The organism is Oceanomicrobium pacificus (genome assembly GCF_009833495.1).
GTDB lineage: Bacteria > Pseudomonadota > Alphaproteobacteria > Rhodobacterales > Rhodobacteraceae > Oceanomicrobium > Oceanomicrobium pacificus.
This window is the reverse complement of sequence record NZ_WUWG01000001.1, coordinates 134,954-161,822: the sequence shown is the minus strand read 5'-3', so window position 1 is coordinate 161,822 and position 26,869 is coordinate 134,954. Positions and strand designations below refer to the sequence as shown.

Sequence of the window (26,869 nt, the reverse complement as noted above, 5' to 3'; positions counted from 1 at the left end):
CTGTCTCTTCCGGATATAGCCGGATTCGGGCGCGATGTGCAGCCCCGCCGTGGGACCGCAAGCGGAACCGGTCGCTAGGCGTCGAGCCAGGCCCGGACATCGGCAAAGACGGCGGCAAACATCTCGGGCGTCAGACGGCCGGTATTGGTGTTGTAGCGCGAGCAATGGTAGCTGTCGAAAATCCGCAGATCGCCGATCCGGTGCTGCGCCTGATGGCCGAACGGATGGTCGGCCAGACGCGCGCCCAAGCCCCGCACCAGCGTGTCATGCGCGATCCGGCCAAGGCAGACGACGGCACGCAGGTTCGGCATCTGCGCCATGCGCGACAGCATGAACGGGCGGCAGGTGCGGATCTCGGCCCCGGTCGGCTTGTTCTGTGGCGGCACGCAGCGCACCGCGTTGCAGACAAGCGCGTCGGTGAGCGCGAGCCCGTCATCGGGGCGGGCATCGAACCGGTCATTGGCAAAGCCGAACCGGGCCAGCGTCTGGTAGAGAAGCCCGCCTGCATAGTCGCCGGTGAAGGGGCGGCCGGTGCGGTTCGCACCGGTGACACCGGGCGCGAGCCCCAGAACCAGAAGCCGCCCGCCCGTGTCGCCGAAACTCGGGACGGGCGCGTTGAACCATTGCGGCTCCTTCGCGGCCACCTGCGCGCGGTAGGCCACGAGGCGGGGGCAGAGCGGGCAGTCGAGCGGTGCTTCGGGGGGCGCCGCATCGGGCGCAGCGGCAGCCATCAATCGTCGACTTCGGCCTCGACCGGCTGGGCAGCGTTCTCGGTCACGCGGGCAGGGCGGCCGATCACGTCGCGCAGGTCTTCAAGCTCGATGAAATTGTCGCACTGGCGGCGCAGCTCGTCCGCGATCATCGGCGGGCTGGACCGGATGGTGGAGACGACGGACACGCGGTTGCCGCGGCGCTGCAGGGCTTCCACAAGCGACCGGAAGTCCCCGTCGCCGGAGAAGATCACGATATGGTCCACATGCGGGGCCAGTTCCATCGCGTCCACCGCCAGTTCGATGTCCATATTGCCCTTCACCTTGCGGCGGCCGGAACTGTCGGTGAACTCCTTGGCCGGTTTGGTGACCATGGTGAACCCGTTATAGTTCAGCCAGTCGACCAGCGGCCGGATCGGGGAATATTCGTCATTCTCCAAAAGGGCAGTGTAGTAGAAGGCGCGCAGCAGTTTGCCGCGCCGCATGAACTCCGTGCGGAGCAGCTTGTAGTCGATGTCGAAACCGAGGGCTTTCGCGGCTGCGTAAAGATTGGCTCCGTCGATAAAAAGGGCGAGCCGCTCATCGCGATAAAACATACTATGTTCTCCGAACAAAAAACGAGTCACGACGCCGGATTGGAAATTGACGCCGCTGCTGTTGCCCCACCGGCAGGATAGGGGGGAATCGCGCATCTGCAAGGCGCAAATATTATGAAAAAACAACGTTTTTGCCTGATTGCGCTCGGATCGAACCTCGCCAGCACCACCTCAGAGGCGTTTGCAATATGCAAACACGCGCTCCGGTTGCTCAACCATGAGGGTATCCGAATCACGGATGTGAGCCGGTTTTTCCGCTCGCCTGCCTATCCGCCCGGCAGCGGCCCGGACTTCGTGAATGCCGTCGCACGGGCCGAAACGGACCTGCCGCCGAATGCCGTGATTGCGGCACTGCACAAGGCCGAGGCCGCGGCCGGGCGGACCCGGCCCGCGCGCTGGGCGCCGCGCATCCTCGACCTCGACCTGATCGACCATGGCGGCGCGATCCTGCCCGACCGCGAAACCGCGCTTGGCTGGCGCGACTTGCCGCCTGAGGACCAGAAGGCCCATGCACCGGCGCAACTGATCCTGCCCCATCCGCGGGTTCTCGACCGCGGTTTCGTGCTTGTGCCGCTGCGCGAGGTCGCGCCCGACTGGACCGATCCGCTGGGCGGGCAGGGGATCGACGCGCTGGTCGCCGCCCTGCCACCGGCCCAGCTTGATCTGACCCCGATCGGGCGGCTCGACCTGACGACGATGGCAGCGACCGCGGGCGAGGCGTGACCGGAGCCGCAAAACCGCGGCCCGCCCCCTTGTTTTTCTGGCCTTGCCTTTCCCCGTCGCGCCCTATAGGTATGCCTTTTCCGAAGTCTGATGCTGATACAGGAGCGTCCAATGGCCCGTGTGACCGTCGAAGATTGCGTGGACAAGGTCCCCAACCGTTTTGAGCTGGTGCTCCTTGCGTCCCATCGCGCGCGCGAGCTTTCTTCCGGTGCCGCCCTGACGATCGACCGCGACAATGACAAGAACCCGGTCGTTGCCCTGCGCGAGATTGCAGACGAAACGCTGACGGCCGACCAGCTGCGCGAGGCGGCGATCGAGTCGCACCAGCAGCAGATCGAGGTGGACGAGCCGGAAGAAGATCAGATGGCACTCCTGATGGGCGGCGAGTCGCCGGACAAGGCCGAGGACGACATGTCCGAGGAAAACCTGCTCCGCGCGCTGATGGAAGCCCAGGAAGAGAAGTAAAACGTGGCCGGGGCGCCCGTCAGGGATGTCGAGACCGACGATGCGATCCGCCCCGCCGACGCACTTGTCGCGCTTGTCGAAAGCTACAATCCCCGCTGTGACAGCGCGCTGATCCGCGACGCCTACGAATATGGGCGCGCGATGCATGAGGGGCAGTATCGCAGTTCCGGCGAGCCCTATTTCTCCCACCCGGTCGAGGTGGCGACGATCCTGACAGAGCAACGGCTCGACGATGCCACCATCGTGACAGCGCTCCTGCACGACACGATTGAGGACACAAAGTCCACCTATGCCGAAGTGGCCGGCCGTTTCGGGGACGAGGTGGCGCAACTCGTTGACGGCGTCACCAAGCTGACCAATCTGGAACTCTCCTCCGTCGAGACCAAGCAGGCGGAGAATTTCCGCAAGCTTCTGATGGCCATGTCCAAGGACCTGCGGGTGCTTCTGGTCAAGCTTGCCGACCGGCTCCACAACATGCGCACCATCCGATCGCTTCCGATCGAGAAACAGAAGCGCAAGGCGCGCGAGACGATGGACATTTTCGCCCCGCTCGCCGGCCGGATGGGGATGCAGTCCATGCGTGAGGAGCTGGAGGATATTTCCTTCCGCATCCTCAATCCTGAGGCGCGCAATTCGATCATGCGCCGCTTCCTGACGCTGCGCAGCGAAACCGGCGACCTGATCCCCCAGATCACCGAAGACATCAAGAAGGCGCTCGCAGGCGCCGGGGTCGAGGCCGAAGTGCTGGGGCGCGAGAAGCGGCCCTATTCGATCTGGCGCAAGATGGAAGAGAAGAAGGAGGGCTTCAACCGGCTCTCCGATATTTACGGCTTCCGCATCATCACCGGCAGCGAGCGGGACTGTTACCTCGCGCTCGGAGCCGTGCACCAGCGTTGGAACGCGGTGCCGGGCCGGTTCAAGGACTATATCAGCCAGCCCAAATCGAACGGCTACCGGTCGATCCACACCACCGTGTCGGGACGCTCGGCCAAGCGGGTGGAGATCCAGATCCGCACGCGCGAAATGCACGAGGTCGCGGAATCCGGTGTTGCGGCGCATTGGTCCTACCGCAACGGCGAGCGGTTCGAGAACCCGTTTGCCGTCGATCCGTTCCGCTGGCTGTCGAGCCTCGCCGAGCGGTTCGAGGCGTCGGACAATCCCAACGACTTCCTGGAACATGTGAAGCTGGAAATGTTCACCGACCAGGTGTTCTGCTTCACGCCCAAAGGGGAAGTCATCAAGCTGCCGCGCGGCGCGACTCCGATCGATTTCGCCTATGCGATCCATACCCGCATCGGCCATTCTTGCGTCGGCGCAAAGGTGGACGGGCAGCGCGTGCCGCTCTGGACGCGGCTGCGCAACGGCCAATCGGTGGAGATCATCCGCGCCGAAGGCCAGCGCCCGCAGCCGGTCTGGGAGGAGATCGCCGTCACCGGGCGCGCGAAATCGGCCATCCGCCGCAGCTTGCGCGAGGAACATCGCGCGGCCCATATCCGGCTGGGGCGCGAGATCGCCCGCGTCGCGATGGAGAAGGTCGGCAAGAAGGCGACCGACAAGGCGCTCGACACGGCGGCCAAGCTCTTGGCGCTCGGGTCGCGGGACGATCTGCTGGCGCTGCTCGGCGCGGCCGAATTGCGCGGGCAGGAGGTCGTGCGCGTCCTCTATCCCGAACTGCTCCGCGACGCGCAGGAGGCCGAGGAGGGCGAGGAAGAGGCCGCCTCCCGTCCGGTGATCGGGCTGGAAAGCGGGCAGGCATCGCATCCGGCGCCCTGCTGCAATCCGCTGCCGGGCGAGCGGATTGTCGGCATCACCTTCCGCGGACACGGCGTTGTGGTGCATGCGATCGACTGCACGCAACTGGCCGAGGTCGAGGACCAGCCCGAACGCTGGGTCGACCTGCGCTGGGCGGACGGACCCTACCGCACGGAGCATCTGGCCCGCGTCGAATTGACGCTGGCCAACGATGCCGGCGTGCTTGGCCGCATTTGCACCCTAATCGGGGAGCATAATGCCAATATCGTGGACCTGGCGTTCACGGATCGAAAACCCGATTTTTATCGCATGGTCATTGATCTGAATGTGCGCGATGTGGAACACCTCTTGCATGTTCAGACGGCTCTGGAAGCCGATTCGGACGTGGCGGAAGTGCACCGGTTCAGGGACGCGTCGCGCCACCCCGACAGCTGAACAGCCGGGGCAGACCTGTTTTGATCCGTGTGCCGGGTTGGAACAAATGAGGCGACGCTGAGCAGATGGTATTCAAGCGCCGGGACCAACCTTCGCTGTGGCAGCGGCTGCAGGAAGCGTTCTACCCCCGCAAAGGGTGGCGGCGCGGGATCGAATATGTCGGCCATCGGGTCCGGCGGCTTCCCGACAGTCCGCACAAGATCGCGCTCGGCCTGTCCTGCGGGGTCATGGCCTGCTTCACCCCGTTCTTCGGTCTGCAATTCTTCTATGCCGCCCTGCTGGCCCGCCTGTTGCGCGCCAATTTCCTGGCCTCGCTGCTCGGCACCTTCTTCGGCAATCCGATAACCTTTCCGATCATAGCCATCGTGTCGCTGAACCTTGGCCGGGTGATGATGGGGCAGGGGCGGCACGGGCGGGATGTGGTCGGCCTGCGCCAGAGCTTCGGCGACGCGCTGTCGGGCATCTGGACCGCGATCCGCAGCCCGTTCACCGGCGAGCCGGTGCCCTGGGCGGCGCTCAGCCAATTCTGGGAATATATCTTCCTGCCTTACTGGCTGGGCGGCTTGTTGCCCGGCATGCTGACCGCGGGCCTGATCTATATGCTGTCGCGCCCGCTCATCGCGGCCTATCAGGCCCGCCGGCGCGGACGGCTTCTCGAAAAGGCGAAGCGAAAACTGTCCGCGGCACAAAGAAAGGCTGACGGGCTGCGCGAATTTCCCTAAGTTCGCGGCAGATCGAGCCTGCGGAGAATGATCGTGACGAGCAGCAGCAAGATGTCCGCCCCCCGCATCCGTCTGGGGGTCAATATCGACCATGTGGCGACCGTGCGTAACGCGCGTGGCGGCGACACGCCCGATCCGGTGCGCGCCGCGCGGCTGGCCGAGGCGGCGGGCGCCGACGGGATTACCGCGCATCTGCGCGAGGACCGCCGCCATATCACCGACCGCGACATCGACGCGCTGATGCAGAGCCTGTCCGTCCCGCTCAATTTCGAGATGGCAGCGACGCAGGAAATGCAAGAGATCGCGCTCCGTCACACGCCCCATGCCGTCTGCATCGTCCCCGAGAAGCGTGAGGAACGCACGACCGAAGGCGGGCTCGAGGTCGCGCGGGAGGAAAACCGGCTCGCCCATTTCATTGCACCCCTGCGCGATGCGGGCTGCCGCGTGTCGATCTTCATTGCCGCCGACCGCCGCCAGATCGAGGCTGCGCACCGGATCGGGGCGGAAGTGATCGAACTGCATACCGGTGCCTATTGCGATGCGCATGCCGAAGGCCGGTTCGACGCGCGCGACCGCGAGCTGGACGCGCTGCGCGACATGGCCGCTTTCGCCTACGATCTGGGGTTGGAGGTCCATGCCGGCCACGGGCTGACCTATGACACGGTCCAGCCGGTGGCGGCCTTCCCGCAGGTGCGGGAACTCAATATCGGCCATTTCATCATCGGGGAGGCGATCTTCCGCGGGCTGGAACCGGCCATTGCCGAGATGCGGGCGCTGATGGACGGCGCGCGGGACGGGGCGGTCACATGACCCAAACGGCCAAATCGTCCGCAATGGCGGCCCTCGCCGCAATTGCAATGACTGCCGGTCTGTCCGGCATGGCGACGGCGCAGGCCGTGACCGAATGCGACTGGCGGACACGGGCGGTCAACCTTGTCGAGCCCTGGGAGCGGTTCAGCCGCAGTTTTTCCAACGGCGCCGTGCGCGTGGCGCTGATCGACACGGTCGAGCCTGCCGCCGCCGCGTTCCACCTGATGATCATATCCCCGCCCTATAGCGAACAGGGTGATCCGCAATGTGTCGTGATCAGCCGCAACGCGAGCGGCGGCGGGTTTTCCGGTGCCTATTTCGAGGAACTCGTGTCCGATTACGACCCGTCGGTGGGCCTGACATTCAGCTTGCCGGTTCAGGTGATGAACCAGGACGCCACGAAGTTCTTCCGGGCGCAGCTGGACCTGACACTCAATCAGGCGACGGGCGACATTTCCGGCCGGTTGCAATGATCCTCGGCGTTGGCACCGATCTGGCCAATATCGAGCGTATCCAGGGCACGCTCGACCGGTTCGGCGACCGGTTCCGCAACCGCGTTTTCACCGACGTCGAGCAGCGCAAGGCCGAGCGGCGTGCAGATGTCGCGGGCACCTATGCCAAGCGCTGGGCCGCGAAGGAAGCCTGTTCCAAGGCGCTCGGAACGGGTCTGCGGATGGGCATCGCCTGGAAGGACATGTCGGTGAGCAACCTGCGCACGGGGCAGCCGGTGATGCACCTGACCGGCTGGGCGGCGGAGCGGCTTGCGTCCATGACCCCGCCCGGGCATGAGGCCATCGTGCATGTGACCCTAACGGACGATCACCCATGGGCGCAGGCCTTTGTCGTGATCGAGGCCCGTCCCACCGGCGCTTGACTCTGCACGGGGCAGGCGCGACAAGGCGCGGCAACACCGGCACCCGATGGGTGCTGCAGGCAATACCCGGCCGGACTTCCGGCGCGACAGACAACAGGCAGACGAGGCAAGAGTGAGCATGGCAGCCAAGGCCGAGAAGAAAGAAGGGTTTCTCGAAACCGTCAAGACGATCGTCTATGCGCTGCTCTTGGCAGCGGTGATCCGAACGCTCTTCTTCCAGCCCTTCTGGATTCCGTCGGGCTCGATGAAGGACACGTTGCTGATCGGCGATTTCCTCTTCGTCAACAAGATGGCCTATGGCTATTCGCGCCATTCCTGCCCCTTCTCCATCTGTCCGTTCTCGGGCCGCATCCTCGGCTCCGAACCGGAGCTTGGCGACGTGGTCGTGTTCAAGCATCCGCGCGACAATACCGACTATATCAAGCGGCTGATCGGCCTGCCGGGTGACCGGATTCAGGTGCAGGACGGCCGGCTCATCATCAATGGCGAACTGGTCCCGCAGGAGCCGCTGCCCCCGTTTGTCGAGGAAATGGCCGCACAGGGTCCGATGAAGAACCTGCCGCGCTGCACCAACGCACCGGTCGGCATGGGCGGGACCTGCGAAAAAGAGCGGTTCCGCGAGACCCTGCCCAACGGCGTTGCGCATAATGTCTTGAACATCGAGACCGGCTTTGCCGACAATACCGGCGTCTTCGTTGTGCCGGAGGGCCAGTATTTCTTCATGGGCGACAATCGCGACAACAGCCAGGACAGCCGCTTCCCGCGCTCGGTGGGTGGCGTCGGCTTCGTGCCGTTCGAGAACCTGATCGGCCGCGCCGATCGGGTCGTCTTTTCCTCCGCAGGGGCGTCCATGCTCTATTTCTGGACCTGGCGGAGTGACCGGTTCTTCAAGGCGATCGATTGAGCGGGTCGGAGAACAGAAGCGCCTTCATGGCCCGGCTGGGCCATGAATTCACCTCTCCGGACCTGCTGCGCGAGGCGCTGACCCATGCGTCGCTGAGCGCACCCACCCGTGCTTCCAACCAGCGGCTCGAATTCCTCGGCGACCGTGTGCTCGGCCTGATCGTGGCCGAAGCGCTCCTGAAAGCCGATCCGGAGGCCAGCGAGGGCGAGCTTGCACCCCGACTGAATGCGCTCGTGCGCAAGGAAACCTGCGCGGCCGTCGCCGAGGCGATTGCGCTGGGCGATTTTCTGATGATGGGCCGGTCGGAGATGCTGTCGGGCGGACGGCGCAAGACCGCGATCCTCGGCGATGCGATGGAGGCGGTGATTGCCGCCATCTATCTCGATGCCGGCATGGAGCGGACGCGAAAGCTCGTTCTGAAGCTCTGGGAGCCGCATCTGAAGGGGGTCGAGGGCCGTGCCCGTGACCCCAAGACCGCGCTTCAGGAATGGGCGCAGTCGCGGTCCATGCCGCCGCCGGAATATGTGGTGGTCGACCGGTCCGGTCCCGACCATAAACCGAATTTCACCATAGAGGTGCGCCTGCGCGACGGGTCGAGCGCGCGGGCCACCGCCGCGTCCAAACGCGCGGCACAGCAGAGCGCGGCCAAGAGCCTGCTCGCCGTCAAGGAGACAGAACATGGCTGAGGATCACGCCACCCGCTGCGGCTTCGTCGCCCTGATCGGGGAGCCCAATGCCGGCAAATCCACTTTGCTGAACCGCATGGTCGGCGCGAAAGTGTCGATCGTGACGCACAAGGTGCAGACGACGCGGGCGCGCATCCGCGGCGTGGCGCTGGAGGGCGATGCCCAGATGATCTTCGTCGACACGCCGGGCCTCTTCCGGCCGCGGCGGCGGCTCGACCGGGCGATGGTCACGGCGGCCTGGACCGGGGCCGCGGATGCCGACATCGTGGTCCTGCTCGTCGAGGCGCATCGCGGGCTCACCGACGGCGTGCGCAAGATCCTCGACAGTATGGCCGAGCATGGCGCGGACAAGCACCCGACGGTGCTTGCGATCAACAAGATCGACCGTGTGTCGAGCGACGGGCTGCTGGCGCTCACCGCAGAGATCAACGAACTGCACGATTTCGACGCCACTTTCATGATCTCGGCCCAGAAAGGCTACGGCGTGGACGATCTGCGCGGCTGGCTGGCCGAGCGCCTGCCCGAGGGCCCGTGGCTCTATCCCGAGGACCAGATCGCCGACCTGCCGATGCGTATGATCGCAGCAGAGATGACGCGCGAGAAGCTGACGCTGCGGCTGCATCAGGAACTGCCCTACCAGATGACGGTGGAGACCGAGAGCTGGGAAGAGCGCAAGGACGGGTCGGTGCGCATCGACCAGATCGTCTATGTCGCACGCGACGGGCACAAGGGCATCGCGCTCGGGCCGAAGGGCGCGACGATCAAGGCGATCGGTCAGGATGCGCGCAAGGAACTGGAGGAGTTCCTCGGCCGCCGTGTCCATCTGTTCATTCAGGTGAAGGTCCGCCCCAACTGGCTCGAGGAGCCGGAGCGCTATGCCGAGATGGGGCTCGACTTCTCCGACGGCGGCTGACGCGGCCGCCGTGGCGCGTCTGGCGACCGAATTCTGGGTGCAGGCCTATCTGGCGGTCCTGCGCCAGTCCGATATCCCCGCTTTCGTAACCGCCCATGGCGACGACACGGCAGGGGCGGTCTTCGTCAAGGTCAACAGTCTCGACGGGCAGGCGCGCGCGATGCAGCGCAGCTATGATCTGGATGGCAACCGTGTCTGGGTGACGCTGGCGGACGGCGCAGAAGCAGAGGTTGACGCCGCGCTCGACCGGCAGCGCGGGTTCGATCCCGATATCTGGATCATCGAGGTGGAGGACCGCGCAGGCCGCGCGCTGCTCGACCTGCCGGGCCTCGACGGTTAGGCTCGGACCCATGGAATGGCGCGACGAAGGGATCCTCGTCTCGGTGCGCCCGCATGGCGAGGGTTCGGCAATTCTGGAGATGTTCACCGCCGAGCACGGGCGGCATTTCGGGCTGGTCCGGGGCGGCGGGTCGCGCCGGATGGCGCCTGTCTTGCAACCCGGTGCCCAGCTCTCCGTAGAATGGCGCGCGCGGCTGGAAGAACACTTGGGCAGCTACACGGTCGATCCGATCCGCTCGCGCGCGGCGCAGATCATGTCCGACCGGGCGAGCCTGGCTGCGGCGTCGGCGGCTGCGGCGCTGATCTCCCTCTGCCTGCCGGAGCGCGAGGCGCATCGCCGTTTCTATGCTCGCACGCTCCACCTGATGGATGCGATCGGCGCCGACCCGCACTGGCGCGGCACCTATGTGCGCTGGGAACTGGCGCTTCTGGCAGAGATGGGGTTCGGCCTCGATTTCACTGAATGCGCAGCAACGGGCGTGCAGCAGGACCTGATCTATGTCTCACCCAAATCGGGCCGCGCCGTCAGCCGGCGCGGCGGCGAGGACTATGCCGACCGGCTCTTGCCGCTGCCGCGCTTCCTGCACCATGATGATCCGCAGCCGGTATCGGAGGCCGACGCTGCCGCGGGCCTGCGGATGACGGGCCATTTTCTGCGCCACTGGCTGCTGCCGGCGCTCGGACGGGACGGCCTGCCACCGGCGCGCGAACGGCTCGACCGCGCGATGCGCGCTACAGGAGCGGAGTAGGAGATGCAGAGTTTCGCAACGATCCGGGCACGGGCCGAAGACCGCAAGGGCGGGGCCGGGGCGCTGGAAGACCTTCTGGCCGCCCATCCGGGTCACGGGCCGGGCAGCGATGCGGCGATTGCCACGCTGGGCGATGACCGGATCCTGTCGGAATTCAGCCGGAAAGTGTTTCAGGCCGGGTTCAACTGGTCGGTGGTGGACAAGAAATGGCCGGGCTTCGAGACCGCGTTTCACGGGTTCGATCCGGCCCGCTGCGCGATGATGTCGGACGAGGATCTGGACCGCCACCTGTCGGACACGGAGATTATCCGGAACGCGGCGAAAATCCTGTCGATCCGCGACAATGCGGTGTTCTTCACCGATCTCGCCAAGGAACATGGATCGGCGGCAAAGTTCCTTGCCGACTGGCCCGGTGACGATCTGGTCGGGCTCTGGGATGTGCTGAAGAAGCGCGGCAGCCGGCTCGGCGGGCTGACCGGGCAACTTGCGCTGCGCTGGATCGGCAAGGACAGTTTCGTGCTGGGCGGCGACGTGGTGGAAGCGCTCCGGCGGGCCGGCGTGGTTGACGGGCCGACAGGGTCCAAACGCGCGCAAGCCGCCATTCAGGCCGCGTTCAACGACTGGAAGGCCGAGAGCGGCGAGAGCTACACGCGGATGAGCCGGATTCTGGCCTATTCCGTCTGAGCCAGCCGCAACTCGATCGAACCTCCGGCATCATCGGTCAGAAGGATCGTATCGCCCGCCCGTTCGGCCAGCCGCATATGTGGCAGCCGCGCGGCAAAGCGGGCCGCATCGGCACCGAGCGTGCATCCCGTGGCCGCGCTGCGGATGTCGTCCGCGCGGAACCACGGCAGCGGCAGGCTCTGTTCAGCGGTCAGTTTCAGGCAGGGGCCGGCGGCGCTGATCGCCCGCCCGGGGCCGAAGGTCACCAGAACCGGATCGTTCACGGCTCGGTCGTCAATCGCGGCGAGCCGCCAGCGCGTTTCCGGATCGGTCTGCCCGCCCAGCCCCTCGCGCGGGACCGCGTCGCAGGCGGACAACCAAGCCAGAGCCAGCCCCGCCACCAGCCAGGCGGCCAGGCGGATCAATTGCGCCCCGTCTCGAGCAGGCGCCGCGCGATCACCTGAGCCTGGATCTCTGCGGCACCCTCGAAAATATTGAGAATACGCGCGTCGCAGAGCACACGGCTGATCGGATATTCCAGCGCGAACCCGTTGCCGCCATGGATCTGCAGGCTGTTGTCCGCGCAGGCCCAGGCGACCCGCGCGCCGAGCAGTTTCGCCATCCCGGCTTCGAGGTCGCAGCGGCGGCCCGCATCCTTTTCGCGGGCCGAATGGTAGGTGAGCTGGCGGGTGATCATGATCTCGACCGCCATCATCGCGAGCTTGCCATAGATGCGCGGGAAGGTGGCGAGCGGGGTGCCGAACTGGACCCGCTCGGTCGCGTAGCGCAAGCCGAGTTCGAACGCGTTCTGAGCGACGCCAATGGCCCGCGCGGCGGTCTGGATACGGGCGCTTTCAAACGTCTGCATCAGCTGCTTGAACCCCTGACCCTCGACCCCGCCAAGCAGGTTGGCGCGCGGCACCGTGAACCCGTCAAAGGCCAGCTCATATTCCTTCATGCCGCGATAGCCGAGCACCTCGATCTCGCCCCCCGTCATACCGTCGGCGGGGAAGGGCAGGCTGTCATCGCCGCGCGGCTTTTCCGCCAACAGCATCGACAGGCCGGAATAGTTGGACGTGTCGGGGTCGGTGCGGACCAAAAGCGTCATCAGGTCGGTGCGCGCGGCATGGGTGATCCATGTCTTGTTGCCGGTCACGCGGTAGCTGTCGCCCTCGATCGTGGCCCGGGTGCGCAGGCTGCCCAGATCGGAGCCGGTATTGGGTTCGGTGAAAACGGCGGTCGGCAAGGTTTCGGCGCTGGCAATGCGGGGCAGCCAGTCCTGTTTCTGGGCCTCGGTGCCGCCGCCGAGGATCAGTTCTGCCGCAATCTCCGACCGGGTGCCGAGCGAGCCGACGCCGATATAGCCGCGGCTCAGTTCCTCCGACACGACGCACATGGCCGTCTTGGACATGCCGAACCCGCCATATTCTTCGGGGATCGTCAGCCCGAAGACGCCCATTTCGCCCATCTCCGCGATGAGGTCCATCGGGATATAGGCATTCTCCTGATGCCAGCTCTGGGCAAAGGGCTCGACCTTCTCGTCCGCGAACCGGCGGAACTGGTCGCGGATCATGTCATATTCCTCATCGAGCCCGGTCGCGCCGAAACTCGGTGCCGGTCCCTGCGCCTGCAACAGCGTCACCAGCCGCTGGCGGGCCGCATCGCTGTTGCCGTGCCGGAGCAGGTCGGCCAGCCGCAGGTCGGAGGCGTCGGGTGCCGCGATGCCAATGTCGGCGGGGCGGGTCAGTTCGCCCTGCGACATCGGGATGCCACCGGCAATCTGGTTGAGATATTCGCCAAATCCGATCTGCAGGATGAGCGCCTCGGCCTCTCCGAACCGGCCGTCGGCCTCCAGCCGCGCGGCCCAGCCCTGCAACTGGCGCAATGCCTCGACCGTCGTGGCGAGCCACGAGAGGCCATGCAGCGCGGATTGATGCGCATTGAGGGCGGTACCGTACGCCCGCCCGTCGGGCGCGACGCGGGCCGCGAGGGCCACGCGGGCGGCGCGCAGATGGTCGTCCGCCGCTTCAAGGGCGCGGGCGGTGCGCGCGGTCAAACTGTCGAGCAGGATCGTCTGGGTCGGTGCGGCGGCCTGGGTCTGGGTCAAGGGGATCTCCTGTCCTGCGGCTGTTGCGCTGCGGAATCATTTTCGCATTTGCGAGAAACCTATGCCAGCGCGCCATGGGCGTCAATCGCTGCGCAATAAAAGTTCGCAGGGGCACCTTGATGTGATTTTTTATTAGCATTGAATTGCGCCCCGCCGGATGCCACACCCGGGAAAGCGGAGGGCGGAATGCACGCAATCATCGATAGTTACGGGATCTGGCTCTTTGCCGCCGCCTTTGGCGTGATGCTGCTCGCCGGCTTCACGAAGGGCGCGGTCGGCTTTGCCCTGCCGATGGTCACGGTCAGCGGCGTCGGGTCGATCATGTCGATCGAACTGGCCGTGGCGGCGATCCTTTTGCCCGGTCTGGTGACAAATATCTGGCAGTCGATGCGCAACGGATCGGCGGCGGCACTCGGGTCCTTGCGCAAATATTGGCGGCTGAACCTCGTCCTGCTGGTGATGATCTATCTTTGCGCGCAACTGGTCACGCGCCTGCCAGCATCCACGCTGTTCCTGATCCTCGGGGCAGGGGTGACGGTTTTCGGCACATTGCAACTGGCCGGATGGCGGCTGACAATCCCTGACCGGATCAAAAACCGGGCGGAGGTGGTGGTGGGCCTCGTGGCCGGGTTCTTCGGCGGGATTGCCGGCGTCTGGGGGCCGCCGATCCTGATCTATCTGGTTGGGCGCGACACGCCCAAGGCCGAGCAGGTCCGCGCGCAGGGCATCAGCTTCCTGATTGGCTCGATCGTGCTGGTCGTGGCGCATCTCGGCTCGGGCGTGCTCGACCGTGCGACGCTGCCCTGGTCGGCGGCCATGGTGCTGCCGGCGCTGGCGGGCATGGCGCTCGGCTACCGGGTGCAGGACCGGCTCGATCAGGCGAAGTTCCGCAAGGTGACACTGGCGGTTCTGGTGCTGGCGGGTCTGAACCTGCTGCGCCGCGGTCTGACCGGCTGACGGGCAGGGCGGCGGTCAGCCCGTGCGCGCGGCCCCGTCGCGGCGCGGGTCGCCGAACGCATCCACATGGCCGCGCCGGTCGCGCCGCACCGCATGAACGCCGCCGAAAAAGATCGACCGGTCGGGCCAGAAACGGGCCTCCGGCCAGTGCGGTTTCAATTGCGCCTCCAACTCCTCGCTGAACGGCCCCTCGACGTCGAGCAGATGCTCGGTGCCGGCTTCGAAATGGATCCGCGGACGGGTGATCGCGGCTTCCAGCCCTTCGCCATGGTCGATGAGGCGCAGGGCCACCTGTGTCAGGGCCGAGCGGATTCGGTTCGAGCCGCCCGATCCCATCATCACCAGCCCGTCTTCACGGTCGCGCAGCGCCATCGGGCACATCATCGACGCGAGCCGCCGGTCCGGCTGCCAGCTTTCCGGACCGTCTGGCAGAAGGTCCTCCTCGCCCAGCATGTTGTTGGGCATGATCCCGGTGCCGGGCGCCATCCGGCCACAGCCTTCGCCATTGGTGAGCGTCAGCGCGGCGCCGTTGCCCGCCGCATCGATGGCCGAAATATGGGTGGTGCCGCGCATGGCCGGGCGGTGGGTCGCGAGCGTCTCTGCCAGTAGCCTGCGGAACCGGTCGGTCCCACGCTCCGACAATAGCGCGCGGTTCGCCGCCGCAGTGTCGGCATCGAGGCCGCTGTCGCGGCGCAACCTTGCGGCGGCCACTTGAGCCGCGGCAATGGCTTCGGGCGCGGGCGCATGGTCAAGGCCCGCGAGCGACAGGGCGATCATCGTGCCGCCCAGCCCCGGCGGCGGATTGAGCGCCACGCGGGTGCCCTGCCGCGTCAGGTCGAGCGGGTCGCGCCAGACCGGCGCCTGCCGCCGCAGGTCGAGCGCGGACAGCGCCCCGCCCGGCAGGGACAGAAGCGCCTGCGCCACTTCCCCTTCGGAGAAGAAGCGCGGCCCTTCGATTGCGAGCACTTCGAGACAATCGGCCATCTGGCTGTTGGCCAGCGGTGCGCCTGCCTGTTTCAGGGGCGCATCCGCCCCGGCCTCCGCGTCGCCGTAAAGGGCTGTCACAGCCGGATCGGCGGTGAAGATCGGCGCGACAAGTTTCAAGACCCCGGCCTGGAAGGTGCTGAGCGGCACGCCTTCGCGCGCGGCGCGCACTGTCGGTGCCGCCAGTTCGGCAAGCGGGATGCGCCCAAATTGCGCGTGCGCGTCGAGAAGCCCCTGCACGAGGCAGGGCGCGGCGATCGTGCCCGCGCCGATATGGAAGTCCTGATGCGTCGTCCCGAAATCGACCGTCACCGTGGAGAGGTCCAGTTCCCCGCCGGGCCGATGCCGGCGCGGCGTCTGAACGAACGCGTCGAGCAACCGTGCCGGTCCGCGGGCGGGTGCGACCATCATCACGCCACCGCCAAGCAGGCCAGCGAGCACCGGTTCCACCAGACAGGCCATGAAGCCGGCCGCAACCACGGCATCGACCGCGCTGCCCCCCGCGGCCAGCACATCGGCCGCGGTGTCTGTCGTCATCTGGTGGCCGGCCGCAACGGCATGGGACATGGGTCTTGCTCCGTTGCGGCCGGCGGGATCAGGCGGCGGTGACGGCGGCGGCCATCACATCGTCGCCGACATAGGCTTCATACTGGGCGAAATTGTCCGCAAACATCCGCGCCAGCTTGGCGGCCTGCCGGTCATAGGCGTCCGGATCGTCCCATGTCCGACGCGGGTCGAGCAGCAGGTCGGCCACGCCATGGACGCTCACCGGCACATCGAAGCCGAAATTCGGGTCTCGGCGATAGTCCGCATCCTTCAGCGACCCGTCGAGCGCGGCGGTCAGGAGCGCGCGCGTCGCGCGGATCGGCATGCGCGAGCCGGTGCCGTAGGCACCGCCGGTCCAGCCGGTGTTCACCAGCCAGCAATCGGCCGACTGTTCAGCGATCCGGTCCCGCAGGAGCGCCCCGTACACCTCGGGCCGGCGCGGCATGAAGGGCGCCCCGAAACAGGTGGAGAAGGTCGGCTGCGGTTCGGTCACACCCTTTTCCGTCCCCGCCACCTTGGAGGTGAAGCCCGAAAGGAAGTGATACATGGCCTGCGCCGGCGTCAGCTTCGCGATCGGGGGAAGCACGCCGAATGCATCGCAGGTCAGCATGATGACATTGGTGGGCTTGCCCGCAACCGAGCTTTCGGAGGCGTTGGAAATATAGTCGAGCGGATAGGCGCAGCGGGTGTTCTGCGTCAGGCTGTCATCGTCGAAATCGATCACGCGCGTGTCAGGGTCGTAGACCATATTCTCGATCACCGTCGCGAACCTGGTGGTCGTGTCATAGATCTCCGGCTCCGCCTCGCGGCGCAGGTTGATCGTCTTGGCGTAGCAGCCGCCCTCGAAATTGAACGTGCCGTGATCGGACCAGCCATGCTCGTCATCGCCGATGAGCACCCGGTCTGGATCGGCCGAAAGTGTCGTCTTGCCGGTGCCCGAGAGACCGAAGAAGATCGCCGTATCATCGGGGTTGCCCTTGGCATGGTTGGCCGAGCAATGCATCGCCATCACGCCCTTGGCGGGCAGCAGGTAGTTCAGGATCGAGAAGACGGATTTCTTGTTTTCGCCCGCGTAGGACGTGCCGCCGATGAGCACGAGTTTCTGCTCGAAGGAAATGGCGATCACCACCTCCGAGCGGCAGCCGTGGCGCTCGGGATCGGCCTTGAAGCTCGGGCAGTTCAGGATGGTGAATTCCGGATCGAACGTGTCGAGTTCGTCCCGCTCCGGACGGCGCAGCATGTGGCGGATGAAGAGCCCGTGCCAGGCCAGTTCGGTGATCACCCGAACGTTGAGCCGGTAGAGCGGGTCGGCCCCGCCGAACAGGTCGGACACGTAAAGCTCGCCGCCCTGAACATGCGCCAGCATGTCCTGATGCAGCCGCTCGAACGCGTCGGGCGCCATCGGCTTGTTATTCTCCCACCAGATCGAGTCCTCGACCGAGGGTTCGCGCACCACGAACTTGTCCTGCGGCGAGCGGCCGGTATGTTTCCCGGTGCTCACGAGGAACGCCCCGCCGAGGCCGATATCGCCCTCTCCGCGGGTGACGGCGGCCTGCATGAGCGCCGCCTCGTTCAGGTTGTAATGAATGGATTCCACGCCGGAAAACCCGGTCTTTTCCAGCGTTTTCGCTGGATTGACCTTGCCAGAAATCATGTCGGGCCAACTCCCAATATCGGCCATCAGCACTGGCGCGCCGATGGCATTTCCCTAGTGCCAGGGCTGGACGCTCCGAAGGGCCAATTCCGGGCGGTCGGCAGAAACCGGACCGCACCCCTCCCCGACTCTGCTCGGTATAGCATGACGTTTTCGTGAATCCATTTTTTTAAGGTGGTCATTCTGGCGCAGGTTACGCGTGCGTCATTTGTTCGGTTTTTCTTGCGATTTTCGGCGTAGAGCGGCACCTATGGGGACGCGGGGGCGCGACAGAACGGCCCTTCACGGCGCAGCAGCGTCGACCGAGGCACAGCAGGAGGACAAAAATGGCAACGATTGCCCTTGTCGACGATGATCGCAACATTCTCACTTCGGTGTCGATGACGCTGGAAGCCGAAGGCTATGAGGTCATTACATATAATGACGGGGCCAGCGCATTGATCGGCCTGACCGACACGCCGCCGGACCTCGCAGTGCTCGACATCAAGATGCCGCGGATGGACGGGATGGAACTCCTGCGCCGCCTGCGCCAGAAAACCGACCTTCCGGTGATCTTCCTGACCTCCAAGGATGAGGAGATCGACGAGGTTCTGGGCCTGCGGATGGGCGCCGATGATTATGTGAAGAAACCTTTCTCCCAGCGGCTTCTGGTGGAACGCATCCACGCGATCCTGCGCCGCCGGGAAGCCCTGTCGAGCGACAAGGGCGCGGACGAGGATGAGGGCGAGACCGTGATGAAACGCGGGTCGCTGGTGATGGACCAGCTGCGCCACACCGTCACCTGGAAGGGCAACAATGTCACGCTGACCGTCACTGAATTCCTGATCCTGCAGGCGCTGGCCAACCGGCCGGGCGTGGTCAAGAGCCGTGACCAGTTGATGGACGTGGCCTATGATGATCAGGTCTATGTGGATGACCGCACGATCGACAGCCACATCAAGCGCGTGCGCAAGAAATTCCGCGTGCATGACCCTGATTTCGCCTCAATCGAAACGCTTTATGGCATCGGATACAGATATAACGAGGCCTGACCTGCATGATTGACCTCACCCCGAGACCGAGGCCGCCGCGCAAGGAACGCAGCGGGATCATCCTTGGCGGGGGCTGGTCGGACGATCCCAATGATGACGGCCGCAGGCAGGCGGGCGAGAGCATGGGGTTCTGGAGCCGGGAGGGTAGCAAGCCCTTCGGGCACCGCTCGCCGCTTGCCCGCAAGATCATCACCTTCAATCTCGTCGCGCTCGGCGTGCTCGTCGCGGGTGTGCTCTACCTGAACCAGTTTCAGGATGGGCTGATCTCGATGCGCGAGCGGTCGCTGGTGGCCGAAAGCCAGATGATCGCGCAGGCGATTTCCTCCAATTGGTCGGAGACCGACACGAAGTCCGAGAACGAGGCCCGCGCGGTGGAAACGCTCGACAGTCTCGGGGCCAACACGGCCGCGCGCGCGCAATTGTTCGATGCCGACGGCGGGCTTCTGGCCGACACGTTCTTCCTGCAGCGCGGCGGGGATGCTCCGGCACCCACCCAGATCACGCCGGAGGACGGGCCGCGCACCAGCGCGATGACCAACATCATGAACGAGGTCTGGACCCGGTTCGCGAGGCTCTACCAGCGGGTCGAGGAGGCCGAGGACGCGCCGTCGAGCCTGTTTTCCAACGAGCAGGCCCTGACCGCGATCGAGACCGGAGAGGTCACGCCCGAGCGGCGCAACAACCGCGCGGGGCAGATCCTGTTCTCGGTCGCGGCACCGATCACAAGTGGTGACGCGGTGACAGGCGCCGTCGTGCTGACGACGCAGGGCGGGGAGCTTGACACGATCGTCCGCACCGAGCGCGAGCAGATCCTGCAGGTCTTTGCGCTGGCCATGATCTCGTCCATCGCGCTGTCGCTGGTGCTGGCCAACACGATCGCGCGGCCGATCCGCAAGCTCGCCGAGGCGGCGGAGAAGGGCGGGGCCACATCGTCGCGGCGGCTCAACCCCGAACGGATCCGCATTCCCGACATGACGGCGCGGCCGGATGAAATCGGCTATCTGTCGGGCGCGATGCGGATGATGACCGCCGCGCTCTACGACAGGATCGAGGCGAACGAGGTTTTCGCGGCGGATGTGGCGCACGAGATCAAGAACCCGCTCACCTCGCTCCGCTCGGCGGTGGAGACGATGCGCTACGCCAAGACCGAAGAAAACCGCGAGAAGCTCCTGAAGGTGATCGAGCAGGATGTGAACCGGCTCGACCGGCTGGTGACCGACATTTCCAATGCCTCGCGGCTCGATAGCGAACTGGTGCGCGACGAGATGGTGCCGTTCGATCTGGGCAAGATGCTCGGCAACCTCGTCGAATACAACATCCCCAACGCGGAAAAGGTCGGCGGACATTTGCAGGCGGATCTGCCCGACACGCCGCTGATGATCAGCGGGCTCGAAGGGCGGCTGGCACAGGTGTTCGTGAATCTCATCACCAATGCGATCTCCTTCACGACCGAGGGTGGCGTGGTCACCGTATCGGCGCGGCGCGGCACCAACGGGCTGGTGCGCGTGATGGTCGAGGATACCGGCCCCGGCATTCCCGAAGACAATCTGAAGGACGTGTTCAGCCGTTTCTATTCCGAACGGCCCGATCAGGAGTTCGGCAACCATTCCGGGCTCGGGCTGGCCATTTCCAAGCAGATCGTCGAGGCGCATGGCGGGCAGATCTGGGCGCAGAATGTCCGCGACGCGGATGCCGATCCCGACAGCCCGCCGCAGGGCGCGCGCTTCGTGGTGGAGTTGCCGGATTGACCGATACCCCCCGATCCCGGGACGCGGAGGGCATGACGCTTCTACACGGCTCTTGCGTGGCCGTGGGGGCCGCGGGCTGCCTGATCCTCGGCGCGTCCGGGTCCGGCAAGTCGCGGCTTTGCCTCGCGATGATGGCGCTCGGTGCGGATCTGGTCGCGGACGATCAGGTCGCGCTCGAGGTGACCGAAGCGGGTCTGGTCGCCCGTGCGCCGGCGCGCCTGTCGGGGCTCGTCGAGGCGCGCGGCATCGGGCTTTTGCGCGTGCCGAGCCTGTCGGCGGCGACGCTCGGGCTGGTCGTGGATCTGGATGCGGCCGAACCTGACCGCCTGCCGCCACGGCGTATGCGGTCGATCGAAGGGATCGACCTGCCGCTTGTGTGCGGGCAGGGGCATCCGGACCTCGCGCCCGCCCTCCTTGCCCTGTTGCGGGGCTGGCGGGAATGCTAGATGCTGCGTGAAGGCGCGCAGGAGTGACCATGGTCGGTGAGAGCGAACAGCAGCAGGTGGTTCTGGTAACCGGCCCCTCCGGCGCGGGGCGCTCGACCTGCATTTCCATCCTCGAGGATCTGGGGTTCGAGGCAATCGACAACCTGCCCCTGTCCTTCATTCCGCGCCTTCTGTCCGCCGAGCACGGGCCGCGACCGCTGGCGCTGGGCGTCGATGTGCGGACACGCGATTTCAGCGCCGCCGCCCTGACCGAGACGCTCGACGATCTGACGATGATCCCGGGGCTGGATGTGCGGCTGCTCTACCTCGACGCGCGGCAGGAGGTTCTGATCCGCCGCTACAGCGAGACCCGCCGCCGGCATCCGCTCGCACCGACCGAGAGCGTGCAGACCGGGATCGAGCGCGAGCGCCTGCTGCTCGACGACCTGCGGGCGCGGGTCGACATCCTGCTCGACACATCCGACCTGACGCCGCATGACCTGCGGGCGCAGCTGACGGACTGGTTCGTGACGGAGGGCGGCGATGCGGTGCCGCTGGCCGTGTCGGTCCAGAGCTTTTCCTACAAGCGCGGGCTTCCGGCAGGTGTCGACATGGTCTTCGACTGCCGGTTCCTGCGCAATCCCCACTGGGACGCGGACCTGCGGCCGCGCGACGGGCGTGACCCGGAGGTTGGCGCCTATGTGCAGGCCGACCCCCGATTCCCTGCGTTCCTACAGCGACTCTCCGATTTGGCGACTTTCCTGCTGCCCGCCTACCGCGATGAGGGTAAAGCCTACTTCGCGATCGGTCTGGGCTGCACCGGGGGCAAGCATCGGTCGGTCTACACGGCCGAAAAGCTGGCAAATGCGCTTGAACTCGACGGATGGCGGGTGTCTATTCGTCACCGTGAACTGGAACGTCGAACGGGGCCCGACGTCTCCGCTAGAGGAACGGATCAGCGTTGATCGGTATTGTGATTGTCGCCCATGGAGGTCTGGCCAAGGAGTACCTGGCCGCCATGGAGCATGTTGTCGGAACCCATGAAGGCACGCGGGCCATTTCCATCGGCCCGGACGATGATCGTGCCGCCAAGCAGGCCGAGATCGGCGCCGCCATCAAGGCGGTCGATGCGGGCGACGGTGTTGTCGTTGTGACAGACATTCACGGCGGCACACCGTCGAACCTTGCCGTGGCCGCCTGCGGTCGTGCCGACCGTCAGGTCCTGTGCGGTGCCAATCTCCCCATGCTCGTGAAGCTCGCCAAGGCGCGCAACATGAAGATGAAGGATGCGGTGGACACGGCGATCAGTGCCGGCCGAAAATATATCAATTCCATGGGAATGCCGATCCCGCCGGTCGGCGGCGCACCCGGCGCATGATCCTCGACATCAAGAATGAAAAGGGCCTGCACGCGCGGGCATCGGCCAAGTTCGTGGAAACGGTCGAGAAGTTCGACGCCAAGGTCACGGTCAGCCGCGACGACATGCATGTGTCGGGCGATTCGATCATGGGGCTTCTGATGCTCGGGGCGTCCAAGGGCACGAGCATCGAGATTTCCGCCTCGGGCACCGAGGCTGAGGCGCTTGAAGCCGCACTGAAGGCGCTCGTCGACGACCTGTTCGGCGAGGGCGTCTGACCAGACGCACCGCCCGCGCCTATTTCGGCACCAGCACCAGATCGATCAGGACCGGAAGGCCCGGCGCGATCGTGTCGCGCGCCGCGACCATGCCGAAATCGTTGCGGTCGACCTGACCCGTCAGACGGAACGCAATTTCCCGGTCGGTCGCCCGTGCCGCGTCGGGGCGGTAGCGCACAACTTTGGCGTCCAGCCGGAGCGGTTGCGTCACGCCCCGTATCGTGACCTGCCCGTCGATCACCGCGTCGCTCGGTCCGGTCTGGGTCAGCCGGTCCATCTCGAACCGGATGCCGGGGAAGCGCGCCGCGTGCAGATAGTCCTGCCCGCGCACGATCAGGTCGACAGGTGAAAGTCCGGTTTCGGCCCGCGACGCGTCGAGCGTGATCCGCGCCTGCGTGGCGTCGAGCCTGTCCGGATCGAAGCGCAGCGCAGCTTCATAGGACGGAAAGCGCACCGCGATCCGGCCCTCACCGATATAGCTGACCGTCACGCTGATCGCGGTACGGGACGGGTCGATGCGCCATGTTTCAGCCGCCGCCGCCACGGGCAGCAGAAGGACAAGACACAGAAGTTTCAGCATGGTGCGCATGGGGCGGTTCCTCTCACCCCATATGCGTAGCGGGAAGTCCGGCCCCTTGGAATGCACAAAGCACGGCGCGAAACGTGAGATCGGGAGGATTTCGCGGCGCTGGGTCTGTCACCGCCCGCGCACCATCCGGCGCAGGATCGCATCACGGTCGACGATCGCATGTTTCAGTGCGGCGGCCACATGGACCAGCAGGAGCGCGATCAGGAGCTTCACCCCGGTTTCGTGCATCGTGTGGAACAGTGCGGACAGGTCCTTGTCGCCGCTTTGAAACGGGTCGGGCATCTCGAACAGGCCGAAGACCATGTTGGGCACGCGGAACGGATAGGCGCCCTCGTCATTGAGCGGCGAGGCCGAGGACATCAGCCAGCCTGTCAACGGGATGAAGAGCATCAGCGCATAGAGCCCGACATGGGAGACATGGCTCGCCATCACCTGCCAGCGCGGCATGGTTTCCGGCAGGGCCGGCGTCCGGCGCTGCACCAGCCGCCAGACAATGCGCAGGAGCGCCAGCACGAAGACGGTGAAGCCCACACTCTTGTGGGTCTGCACCAGTTCGAACTTGGCAATCAGGTCATCGAGCCCCGACATGTAGAAGCCGAAGCCGATCATCGCGAAGATCATGAGCGCCATGACCCAGTGGAAAAGGCGGGCCAGCCAGCCCCAGCCGTCGGTCGTGTTCCAGACGCTCATGATCCTGTCTCCTTGGCCCGGTTACTGGGTGCTCACCTGATCGGACGGGCTCAGTTCCAGATCGACGCGGACGGGAATCACCGTCCCGATGGCCGGAGCACCATAGCCCATGTCGAACGCGGTGCGGTCGATCTCGCCGGTCACCACGAAACCGGCGACCGTCAGGTCGGGGTTGAACGGGCTCGGCGCGATCTGACGCAGTTCCGCCTGGAAGGTGACGGGCTTGGTGATGCCGAGCATCGTCAGGTCGCCGGTCACGTCGGCGGTGCCCTCACCGGTCTGGGTGACGCCGGTCGAGATGAAAGTGATCTCGGGATATTCCTCGACATTCAGGAAGTCTGCACCGCGCACGTGATTGTCGCGGGCCTCCAGGTTGCTGTCGAAGCTGGCCGCGTCGATCGTGAAGGCGACCTGTGCGGCTTCGATATTGTCCGGATCGAAATCGACCTCGGCCGACACGGTGCGGAACTGGGCCTGCGTGGTCGAGAAGCCCAGATGGTCGATCGAGAAGGTCACATGCGTGTGGCCAGTGTCGAGCGTCCAGGGCGCGGCCAATACGGCCAGCGGCGAAAGGGCGAGGGCAGAGGCAAGGGCGAGAGAGCGGAAGGGCATCGGGAAGGCTCCTGTTTTTCAAATGGAGCCTTTGACCTAATGTGTTTCCCGCTGCGGAACAGACGGAAACGGTTCCACAATTTGTCGCCGAAACAGGGACAGTCGATGCGGAACCGAAAGCGGCCTGGTGCGTTTGGGCGACCCGTGCCGCCCCGTCAGCGGGTCGGGACGGGGGTCTCGCCGCGATAGTCGTAGAAGCCGCGCTGGGTCTTGCGGCCGAGCCAGCCGGCCTCGACATATTTCACCAGAAGCGGGCAGGGGCGGTATTTCGTATCCGCCAGCCCCTCATGCAGCACGTTCATGATCGCAAGGCAGGTGTCGAGACCGATGAAATCGGCCAGTTCCAGCGGTCCCATCGGGTGGTTGGCGCCGAGCTTCAGCGACACGTCGATGCTCTCCACCGTGCCGACGCCCTCGTAGAGCGTGTAGATCGCCTCGTTGATCATCGGCATCAGAATGCGGTTGACGATGAAGGCCGGGAAGTCCTCTGCGCTGGCCGATGTCTTGCCGAGCTTCTCCACCACCGCTTTCAGCGTCTCGTAGGTCTCCTCGTCGGTGGCGATGCCGCGGATCAGCTCCACAAGCTGCATCACAGGCACCGGGTTCATGAAGTGGAACCCCATGAACTTCTCCGGCCGGTCGGTGACGGAAGCCAGCCGCGTGATGGAGATGGAGGAGGTGTTGGAGGTCAGGATCGTGTCCGGCCCCAGATGCGGGACGAGCGCCGTGAAGATATTGCGCTTCAACTCCTCACGCTCTGTCGCGGCCTCGATCACCAGATCGGTCTGGCCGAGCGCGGACAGGTCGCCGTCGGTGCGGATGCGCCCCAAAGCGGCGGCGCGGTCTGCTTCCGCCACGAGCCCGCGGGCCACCTGGCGGTCGATATTCTCCGCAATGATGCCGGGCGCGCGGTCGAGCGCCTCGGCCGAGACATCGTTGATCACCACGTCATAGCCCGCCAGCGCGAACACATGCGCGATGCCGTTGCCCATCTGCCCGGCTCCGATTACGCCGACGGATTTGATGGCCATCATGCCTGTCCTTCAATTGCTTGTTTGCAGCGCACAATAGGCAGCGGCTGACCATGCGGCAAGCGCTTTCGCCCTGTCGGGAAAGGGGATGGGCCGGCACCTGCGGCGGGAACGGGCGGCGTGGTTGACAGCGGACTGCCCGGCGCGTCAACTGGACCCATGCAGGGACTACGGATCATCTCGGGGCGCGGCTTGGCGCTGGCGCTTGGCCTCTTATTCGCGGGGCCGGTGCTGGCCGATGACATCCGCACCGTGCTCCTCGACCCGGCGTCTGCCGACGGGGTGGTGGTGCTCGAGGATGCGGTGCGCGGCTACGAGATTACCGACTATCTGGTGCCGCTCGCGGAAGGCCAGACCCTGCGCGTGACGGCGGAGGCAGGCGATCCGCCGGCCTATATGAACCTGATCGCGCCCGGGCAGAAGGACGTCGCCTTTTTCATCGGCGCGTCGGAAGGCGACAGCTATGAGGGCCGGACCGACCGGACCGGCAATTACAAGCTGCGGCTCTACCAGATGCGCAGCGCCGCCCGCCGTGGCGAGGTCGCGCCCTACACGCTGCGGCTGGAAACGGAAGGCGCACCGCCTGAACTGTCCGAGGATCACCTGATCGTGGCGGGGCTGTCGGGCCGTTTGGCGCTGCGCGAGGCGCCGGAAAAGGACGCGCCACTCATCACCAGACTGGGCGCGGGCCTGACGCTCGATAGTCGCGGATGCAAGGACGAGGGCGGCCAGTGGTGGTGCGAGGTGGCGCTGCCGCAGGATGCCGGCATCTCCGGCTGGGCGTCCGCGGATTACCTGTTCCCGGCCATCGCCCCGCCCGACATGAAGCAGGATGCGCGAGTCGAGGGCGGGCCCTTTCATGCAACGGGCGCAGTAAGCTGCGGCCGCAGGCGCGACGCGCTCTCCGCGCAATGCGACTTTGGCGTGGTGCGCTTCGGCGACGGGAACGGGCTGGTGAGCCTGACCCTTCCGGATGGCAAGGCAACAGGGCTTTTGTTTGAGGAAGGTGCGCCGGCGGGCCTCGTGCGGCTCGATGCGTCTGCCCCGGCCCTGCCGCCCCTGTCGGTCGAACAGCAGGGCGACCTTTTCCGTGTCACCATCGGGCTCTACGCGTTTGAGATTCCGGAGGCCGTGATCCGTGGCGGGTAGGTGCAAACCGGTTCTCATGGCATTGGCCTTGCCGTGGCTCGCCGCCTGCGCGGGCAGCGATCCGGTGCCGCAGGATATCGTCGCCTTCCACGACCGCGCCTATGCGCCTGCCAACAGCTGCACCAGCCGGATGCAGGCCCGGACGGGCGCCGCACGCAGCGCGATCCAGGCGGAACTGACGGCGCAAGGCCGGTCCGAACTGGTCTATCTGATGACGGCCGGTGGCGCGCGCGCGCTGTGCCGCGTGTCGCGGACCGGAGAGATTTCCGACTTCACGGCAGCGTGACGCGGGCGCGCGCGCAACTGCGCCATACTCCGCCCCCGGGTCCGCTGACCCTGACGTGCCTGCCCCAGTCTGAATCGATCCTAG

At 65.8% G+C, this 26,869-nt stretch carries 32 protein-coding genes; 22 read left to right on the top strand and 10 right to left on the bottom strand.

All coding sequences use genetic code 11. The features are described 5' to 3' along the window. Positions 1–74: 74 nt before the first annotated feature. Together GSH16_RS00810 and GSH16_RS00805 are read right to left on the bottom strand one after the other, a co-directional pair. On the bottom strand, positions 75–731 hold the full coding sequence (locus tag GSH16_RS00810; RefSeq protein WP_160850962.1) for a uracil-DNA glycosylase: 657 nt from the start codon (positions 729–731) through the stop codon (positions 75–77). Continuing rightward, entirely contained in the window at positions 731–1,306 is a 576-nt protein-coding gene (locus tag GSH16_RS00805; RefSeq protein WP_160850960.1) for a LabA-like NYN domain-containing protein, read from the bottom strand. The genes GSH16_RS00810 and GSH16_RS00805 overlap by 1 nt, the downstream gene beginning before the upstream one ends. 114 nt (positions 1,307–1,420) lie before the next feature. Between GSH16_RS00805 and folK the strand changes: the two genes are divergently transcribed. The 13 genes from folK (at position 1,421) to GSH16_RS00740 (ending at position 11,362) form a co-directional block, all read left to right on the top strand. Further along, on the top strand, positions 1,421–2,029 hold the full coding sequence (folK, locus tag GSH16_RS00800) for a 2-amino-4-hydroxy-6-hydroxymethyldihydropteridine diphosphokinase (RefSeq protein WP_160850958.1): 609 nt from the start codon (positions 1,421–1,423) through the stop codon (positions 2,027–2,029). A gap of 111 nt (positions 2,030–2,140) precedes the next feature. Continuing rightward, entirely contained in the window at positions 2,141–2,494 is a 354-nt protein-coding gene (gene rpoZ / locus GSH16_RS00795; RefSeq protein ID WP_160850956.1) for a DNA-directed RNA polymerase subunit omega, read from the top strand. A gap of 45 nt (positions 2,495–2,539) precedes the next feature. After that, positions 2,540–4,681, top strand: a complete 2,142-nt coding sequence (locus tag GSH16_RS00790; protein WP_160852886.1) for a RelA/SpoT family protein — start codon at positions 2,540–2,542, stop codon at positions 4,679–4,681. 65 nt (positions 4,682–4,746) lie between these two features. Continuing rightward, on the top strand, positions 4,747–5,403 hold the full coding sequence (locus GSH16_RS00785; protein WP_160850955.1) for a DUF2062 domain-containing protein: 657 nt from the start codon (positions 4,747–4,749) through the stop codon (positions 5,401–5,403). 51 nt (positions 5,404–5,454) lie between these two features. Continuing rightward, positions 5,455–6,213: a pyridoxine 5'-phosphate synthase gene (locus tag GSH16_RS00780; RefSeq protein WP_160852884.1), complete on the top strand. Its 759-nt coding sequence runs from the start codon at positions 5,455–5,457 to the stop codon at positions 6,211–6,213. After that, on the top strand, positions 6,210–6,686 hold the full coding sequence (locus GSH16_RS00775; RefSeq protein WP_160850953.1) for a hypothetical protein: 477 nt from the start codon (positions 6,210–6,212) through the stop codon (positions 6,684–6,686). The genes GSH16_RS00780 and GSH16_RS00775 overlap by 4 nt, the downstream gene beginning before the upstream one ends. Further along, a complete protein-coding gene (acpS, locus tag GSH16_RS00770; RefSeq protein ID WP_160850951.1) occupies positions 6,683–7,087 on the top strand; it encodes a holo-ACP synthase in 405 nt (134 codons plus the stop codon). Before GSH16_RS00775 ends, acpS begins: the two co-directional genes overlap by 4 nt. Positions 7,088–7,205: 118 nt before the next feature. Next, positions 7,206–7,991, top strand: coding sequence for a signal peptidase I (lepB, locus tag GSH16_RS00765; protein WP_160850950.1), 786 nt, complete (start codon positions 7,206–7,208; stop codon positions 7,989–7,991). Positions 7,992–8,017: 26 nt separating this feature from the next. After that, positions 8,018–8,677 carry a ribonuclease III gene (gene rnc, locus GSH16_RS00760; protein ID WP_160850949.1) on the top strand — a complete coding sequence of 220 codons (660 nt, stop codon included), beginning with the start codon at positions 8,018–8,020 and terminating at the stop codon, positions 8,675–8,677. Next, a complete protein-coding gene (era, locus tag GSH16_RS00755) occupies positions 8,670–9,590 on the top strand; it encodes a GTPase Era (RefSeq protein ID WP_160850948.1) in 921 nt (306 codons plus the stop codon). The genes rnc and era overlap by 8 nt, the downstream gene beginning before the upstream one ends. Before the next feature lie 10 nt (positions 9,591–9,600). Further along, positions 9,601–9,930 carry a DUF1491 family protein gene (locus GSH16_RS00750; RefSeq protein ID WP_328803186.1) on the top strand — a complete coding sequence of 110 codons (330 nt, stop codon included), beginning with the start codon at positions 9,601–9,603 and terminating at the stop codon, positions 9,928–9,930. A gap of 10 nt (positions 9,931–9,940) precedes the next feature. After that, the gene (gene recO, locus GSH16_RS00745) at positions 9,941–10,678 is read left to right on the top strand and encodes a DNA repair protein RecO (RefSeq protein WP_160850946.1); all 738 of its coding nucleotides are present in this window, start codon (positions 9,941–9,943) and stop codon (positions 10,676–10,678) included. 3 nt (positions 10,679–10,681) lie between these two features. Continuing rightward, the gene (locus tag GSH16_RS00740) at positions 10,682–11,362 is read left to right on the top strand and encodes a DNA-3-methyladenine glycosylase I (RefSeq protein WP_160850945.1); all 681 of its coding nucleotides are present in this window, start codon (positions 10,682–10,684) and stop codon (positions 11,360–11,362) included. On the opposite strand, the gene GSH16_RS00735 is transcribed toward GSH16_RS00740, so the two are convergent. Further along, the gene (locus tag GSH16_RS00735; RefSeq protein ID WP_160850944.1) at positions 11,350–11,766 is read right to left on the bottom strand and encodes an META domain-containing protein; all 417 of its coding nucleotides are present in this window, start codon (positions 11,764–11,766) and stop codon (positions 11,350–11,352) included. The two genes, GSH16_RS00740 and GSH16_RS00735, sit on opposite strands and share 13 nt — an antisense overlap. Further along, positions 11,763–13,448, bottom strand: a complete 1,686-nt coding sequence (locus GSH16_RS00730) for an acyl-CoA dehydrogenase family protein (RefSeq protein ID WP_160850943.1) — start codon at positions 13,446–13,448, stop codon at positions 11,763–11,765. Before GSH16_RS00730 ends, GSH16_RS00735 begins: the two co-directional genes overlap by 4 nt. 186 nt (positions 13,449–13,634) lie before the next feature. Here GSH16_RS00730 and GSH16_RS00725 point away from each other — a divergent pair, with 186 nt between their 5' ends. After that, positions 13,635–14,405 (top strand): sulfite exporter TauE/SafE family protein, encoded by a 771-nt coding sequence (locus GSH16_RS00725; RefSeq protein ID WP_160850942.1) that lies wholly within the window; start codon positions 13,635–13,637, stop codon positions 14,403–14,405. 15 nt (positions 14,406–14,420) lie between these two features. On the opposite strand, the gene GSH16_RS00720 is transcribed toward GSH16_RS00725, so the two are convergent. Both GSH16_RS00720 and GSH16_RS00715 read right to left on the bottom strand, forming a co-directional pair. After that, complete coding sequence (locus GSH16_RS00720) at positions 14,421–15,956, bottom strand: gamma-glutamyltransferase (RefSeq protein WP_160850941.1); 1,536 nt, start codon at positions 15,954–15,956, stop codon at positions 14,421–14,423. A gap of 28 nt (positions 15,957–15,984) precedes the next feature. Further along, entirely contained in the window at positions 15,985–17,589 is a 1,605-nt protein-coding gene (locus GSH16_RS00715; RefSeq protein ID WP_160850940.1) for a phosphoenolpyruvate carboxykinase, read from the bottom strand. A gap of 326 nt (positions 17,590–17,915) precedes the next feature. On the opposite strand from GSH16_RS00715, the gene GSH16_RS00710 reads away from it, so the two are divergent. From GSH16_RS00710 to GSH16_RS00685, 6 genes are read left to right on the top strand one after another with little or no spacing between them, the layout of a single operon-like run. Beyond that, positions 17,916–18,620, top strand: coding sequence for a response regulator transcription factor (locus GSH16_RS00710; RefSeq protein WP_160850939.1), 705 nt, complete (start codon positions 17,916–17,918; stop codon positions 18,618–18,620). Positions 18,621–18,625: 5 nt separating this feature from the next. Then, complete coding sequence (locus GSH16_RS00705; RefSeq protein ID WP_160850938.1) at positions 18,626–20,368, top strand: stimulus-sensing domain-containing protein; 1,743 nt, start codon at positions 18,626–18,628, stop codon at positions 20,366–20,368. Positions 20,369–20,400: 32 nt separating this feature from the next. Further along, positions 20,401–20,814 carry an HPr kinase/phosphorylase gene (locus GSH16_RS00700; RefSeq protein WP_160850937.1) on the top strand — a complete coding sequence of 138 codons (414 nt, stop codon included), beginning with the start codon at positions 20,401–20,403 and terminating at the stop codon, positions 20,812–20,814. 29 nt (positions 20,815–20,843) lie between these two features. Further along, positions 20,844–21,758, top strand: coding sequence for an RNase adapter RapZ (gene rapZ / locus GSH16_RS00695; RefSeq protein ID WP_160850936.1), 915 nt, complete (start codon positions 20,844–20,846; stop codon positions 21,756–21,758). Then, a complete protein-coding gene (locus GSH16_RS00690) occupies positions 21,755–22,171 on the top strand; it encodes a PTS sugar transporter subunit IIA (protein WP_160850935.1) in 417 nt (138 codons plus the stop codon). Before rapZ ends, GSH16_RS00690 begins: the two co-directional genes overlap by 4 nt. Next, positions 22,168–22,428, top strand: a complete 261-nt coding sequence (locus tag GSH16_RS00685; protein ID WP_160850934.1) for an HPr family phosphocarrier protein — start codon at positions 22,168–22,170, stop codon at positions 22,426–22,428. The genes GSH16_RS00690 and GSH16_RS00685 overlap by 4 nt, the downstream gene beginning before the upstream one ends. A 19-nt stretch (positions 22,429–22,447) precedes the next feature. Here GSH16_RS00685 and GSH16_RS00680 read toward each other — a convergent pair whose 3' ends face one another. The 4 genes from GSH16_RS00680 to GSH16_RS00665 all read right to left on the bottom strand — a co-directional run bounded on the left by GSH16_RS00680 (position 22,448) and on the right by GSH16_RS00665 (position 25,350). Continuing rightward, positions 22,448–23,017 (bottom strand): YceI family protein, encoded by a 570-nt coding sequence (locus GSH16_RS00680; protein WP_160850933.1) that lies wholly within the window; start codon positions 23,015–23,017, stop codon positions 22,448–22,450. Between the two features lie 108 nt (positions 23,018–23,125). Then, complete coding sequence (locus GSH16_RS00675) at positions 23,126–23,707, bottom strand: cytochrome b (protein ID WP_160850932.1); 582 nt, start codon at positions 23,705–23,707, stop codon at positions 23,126–23,128. Positions 23,708–23,728: 21 nt separating this feature from the next. Next, positions 23,729–24,319, bottom strand: coding sequence for a YceI family protein (locus GSH16_RS00670; protein WP_160850931.1), 591 nt, complete (start codon positions 24,317–24,319; stop codon positions 23,729–23,731). A 155-nt stretch (positions 24,320–24,474) separates the two neighbouring features. Beyond that, complete coding sequence (locus tag GSH16_RS00665; RefSeq protein ID WP_160850930.1) at positions 24,475–25,350, bottom strand: 3-hydroxybutyryl-CoA dehydrogenase; 876 nt, start codon at positions 25,348–25,350, stop codon at positions 24,475–24,477. 159 nt (positions 25,351–25,509) lie between these two features. Here GSH16_RS00665 and GSH16_RS00660 point away from each other — a divergent pair, with 159 nt between their 5' ends. Both GSH16_RS00660 and GSH16_RS00655 read left to right on the top strand, forming a co-directional pair. Then, positions 25,510–26,499, top strand: coding sequence for an SH3 domain-containing protein (locus tag GSH16_RS00660; RefSeq protein ID WP_160850929.1), 990 nt, complete (start codon positions 25,510–25,512; stop codon positions 26,497–26,499). Between the two features lie 16 nt (positions 26,500–26,515). Then, positions 26,516–26,785, top strand: coding sequence for a hypothetical protein (locus GSH16_RS00655; RefSeq protein ID WP_160850928.1), 270 nt, complete (start codon positions 26,516–26,518; stop codon positions 26,783–26,785). Positions 26,786–26,869 lie beyond the last annotated feature (84 nt).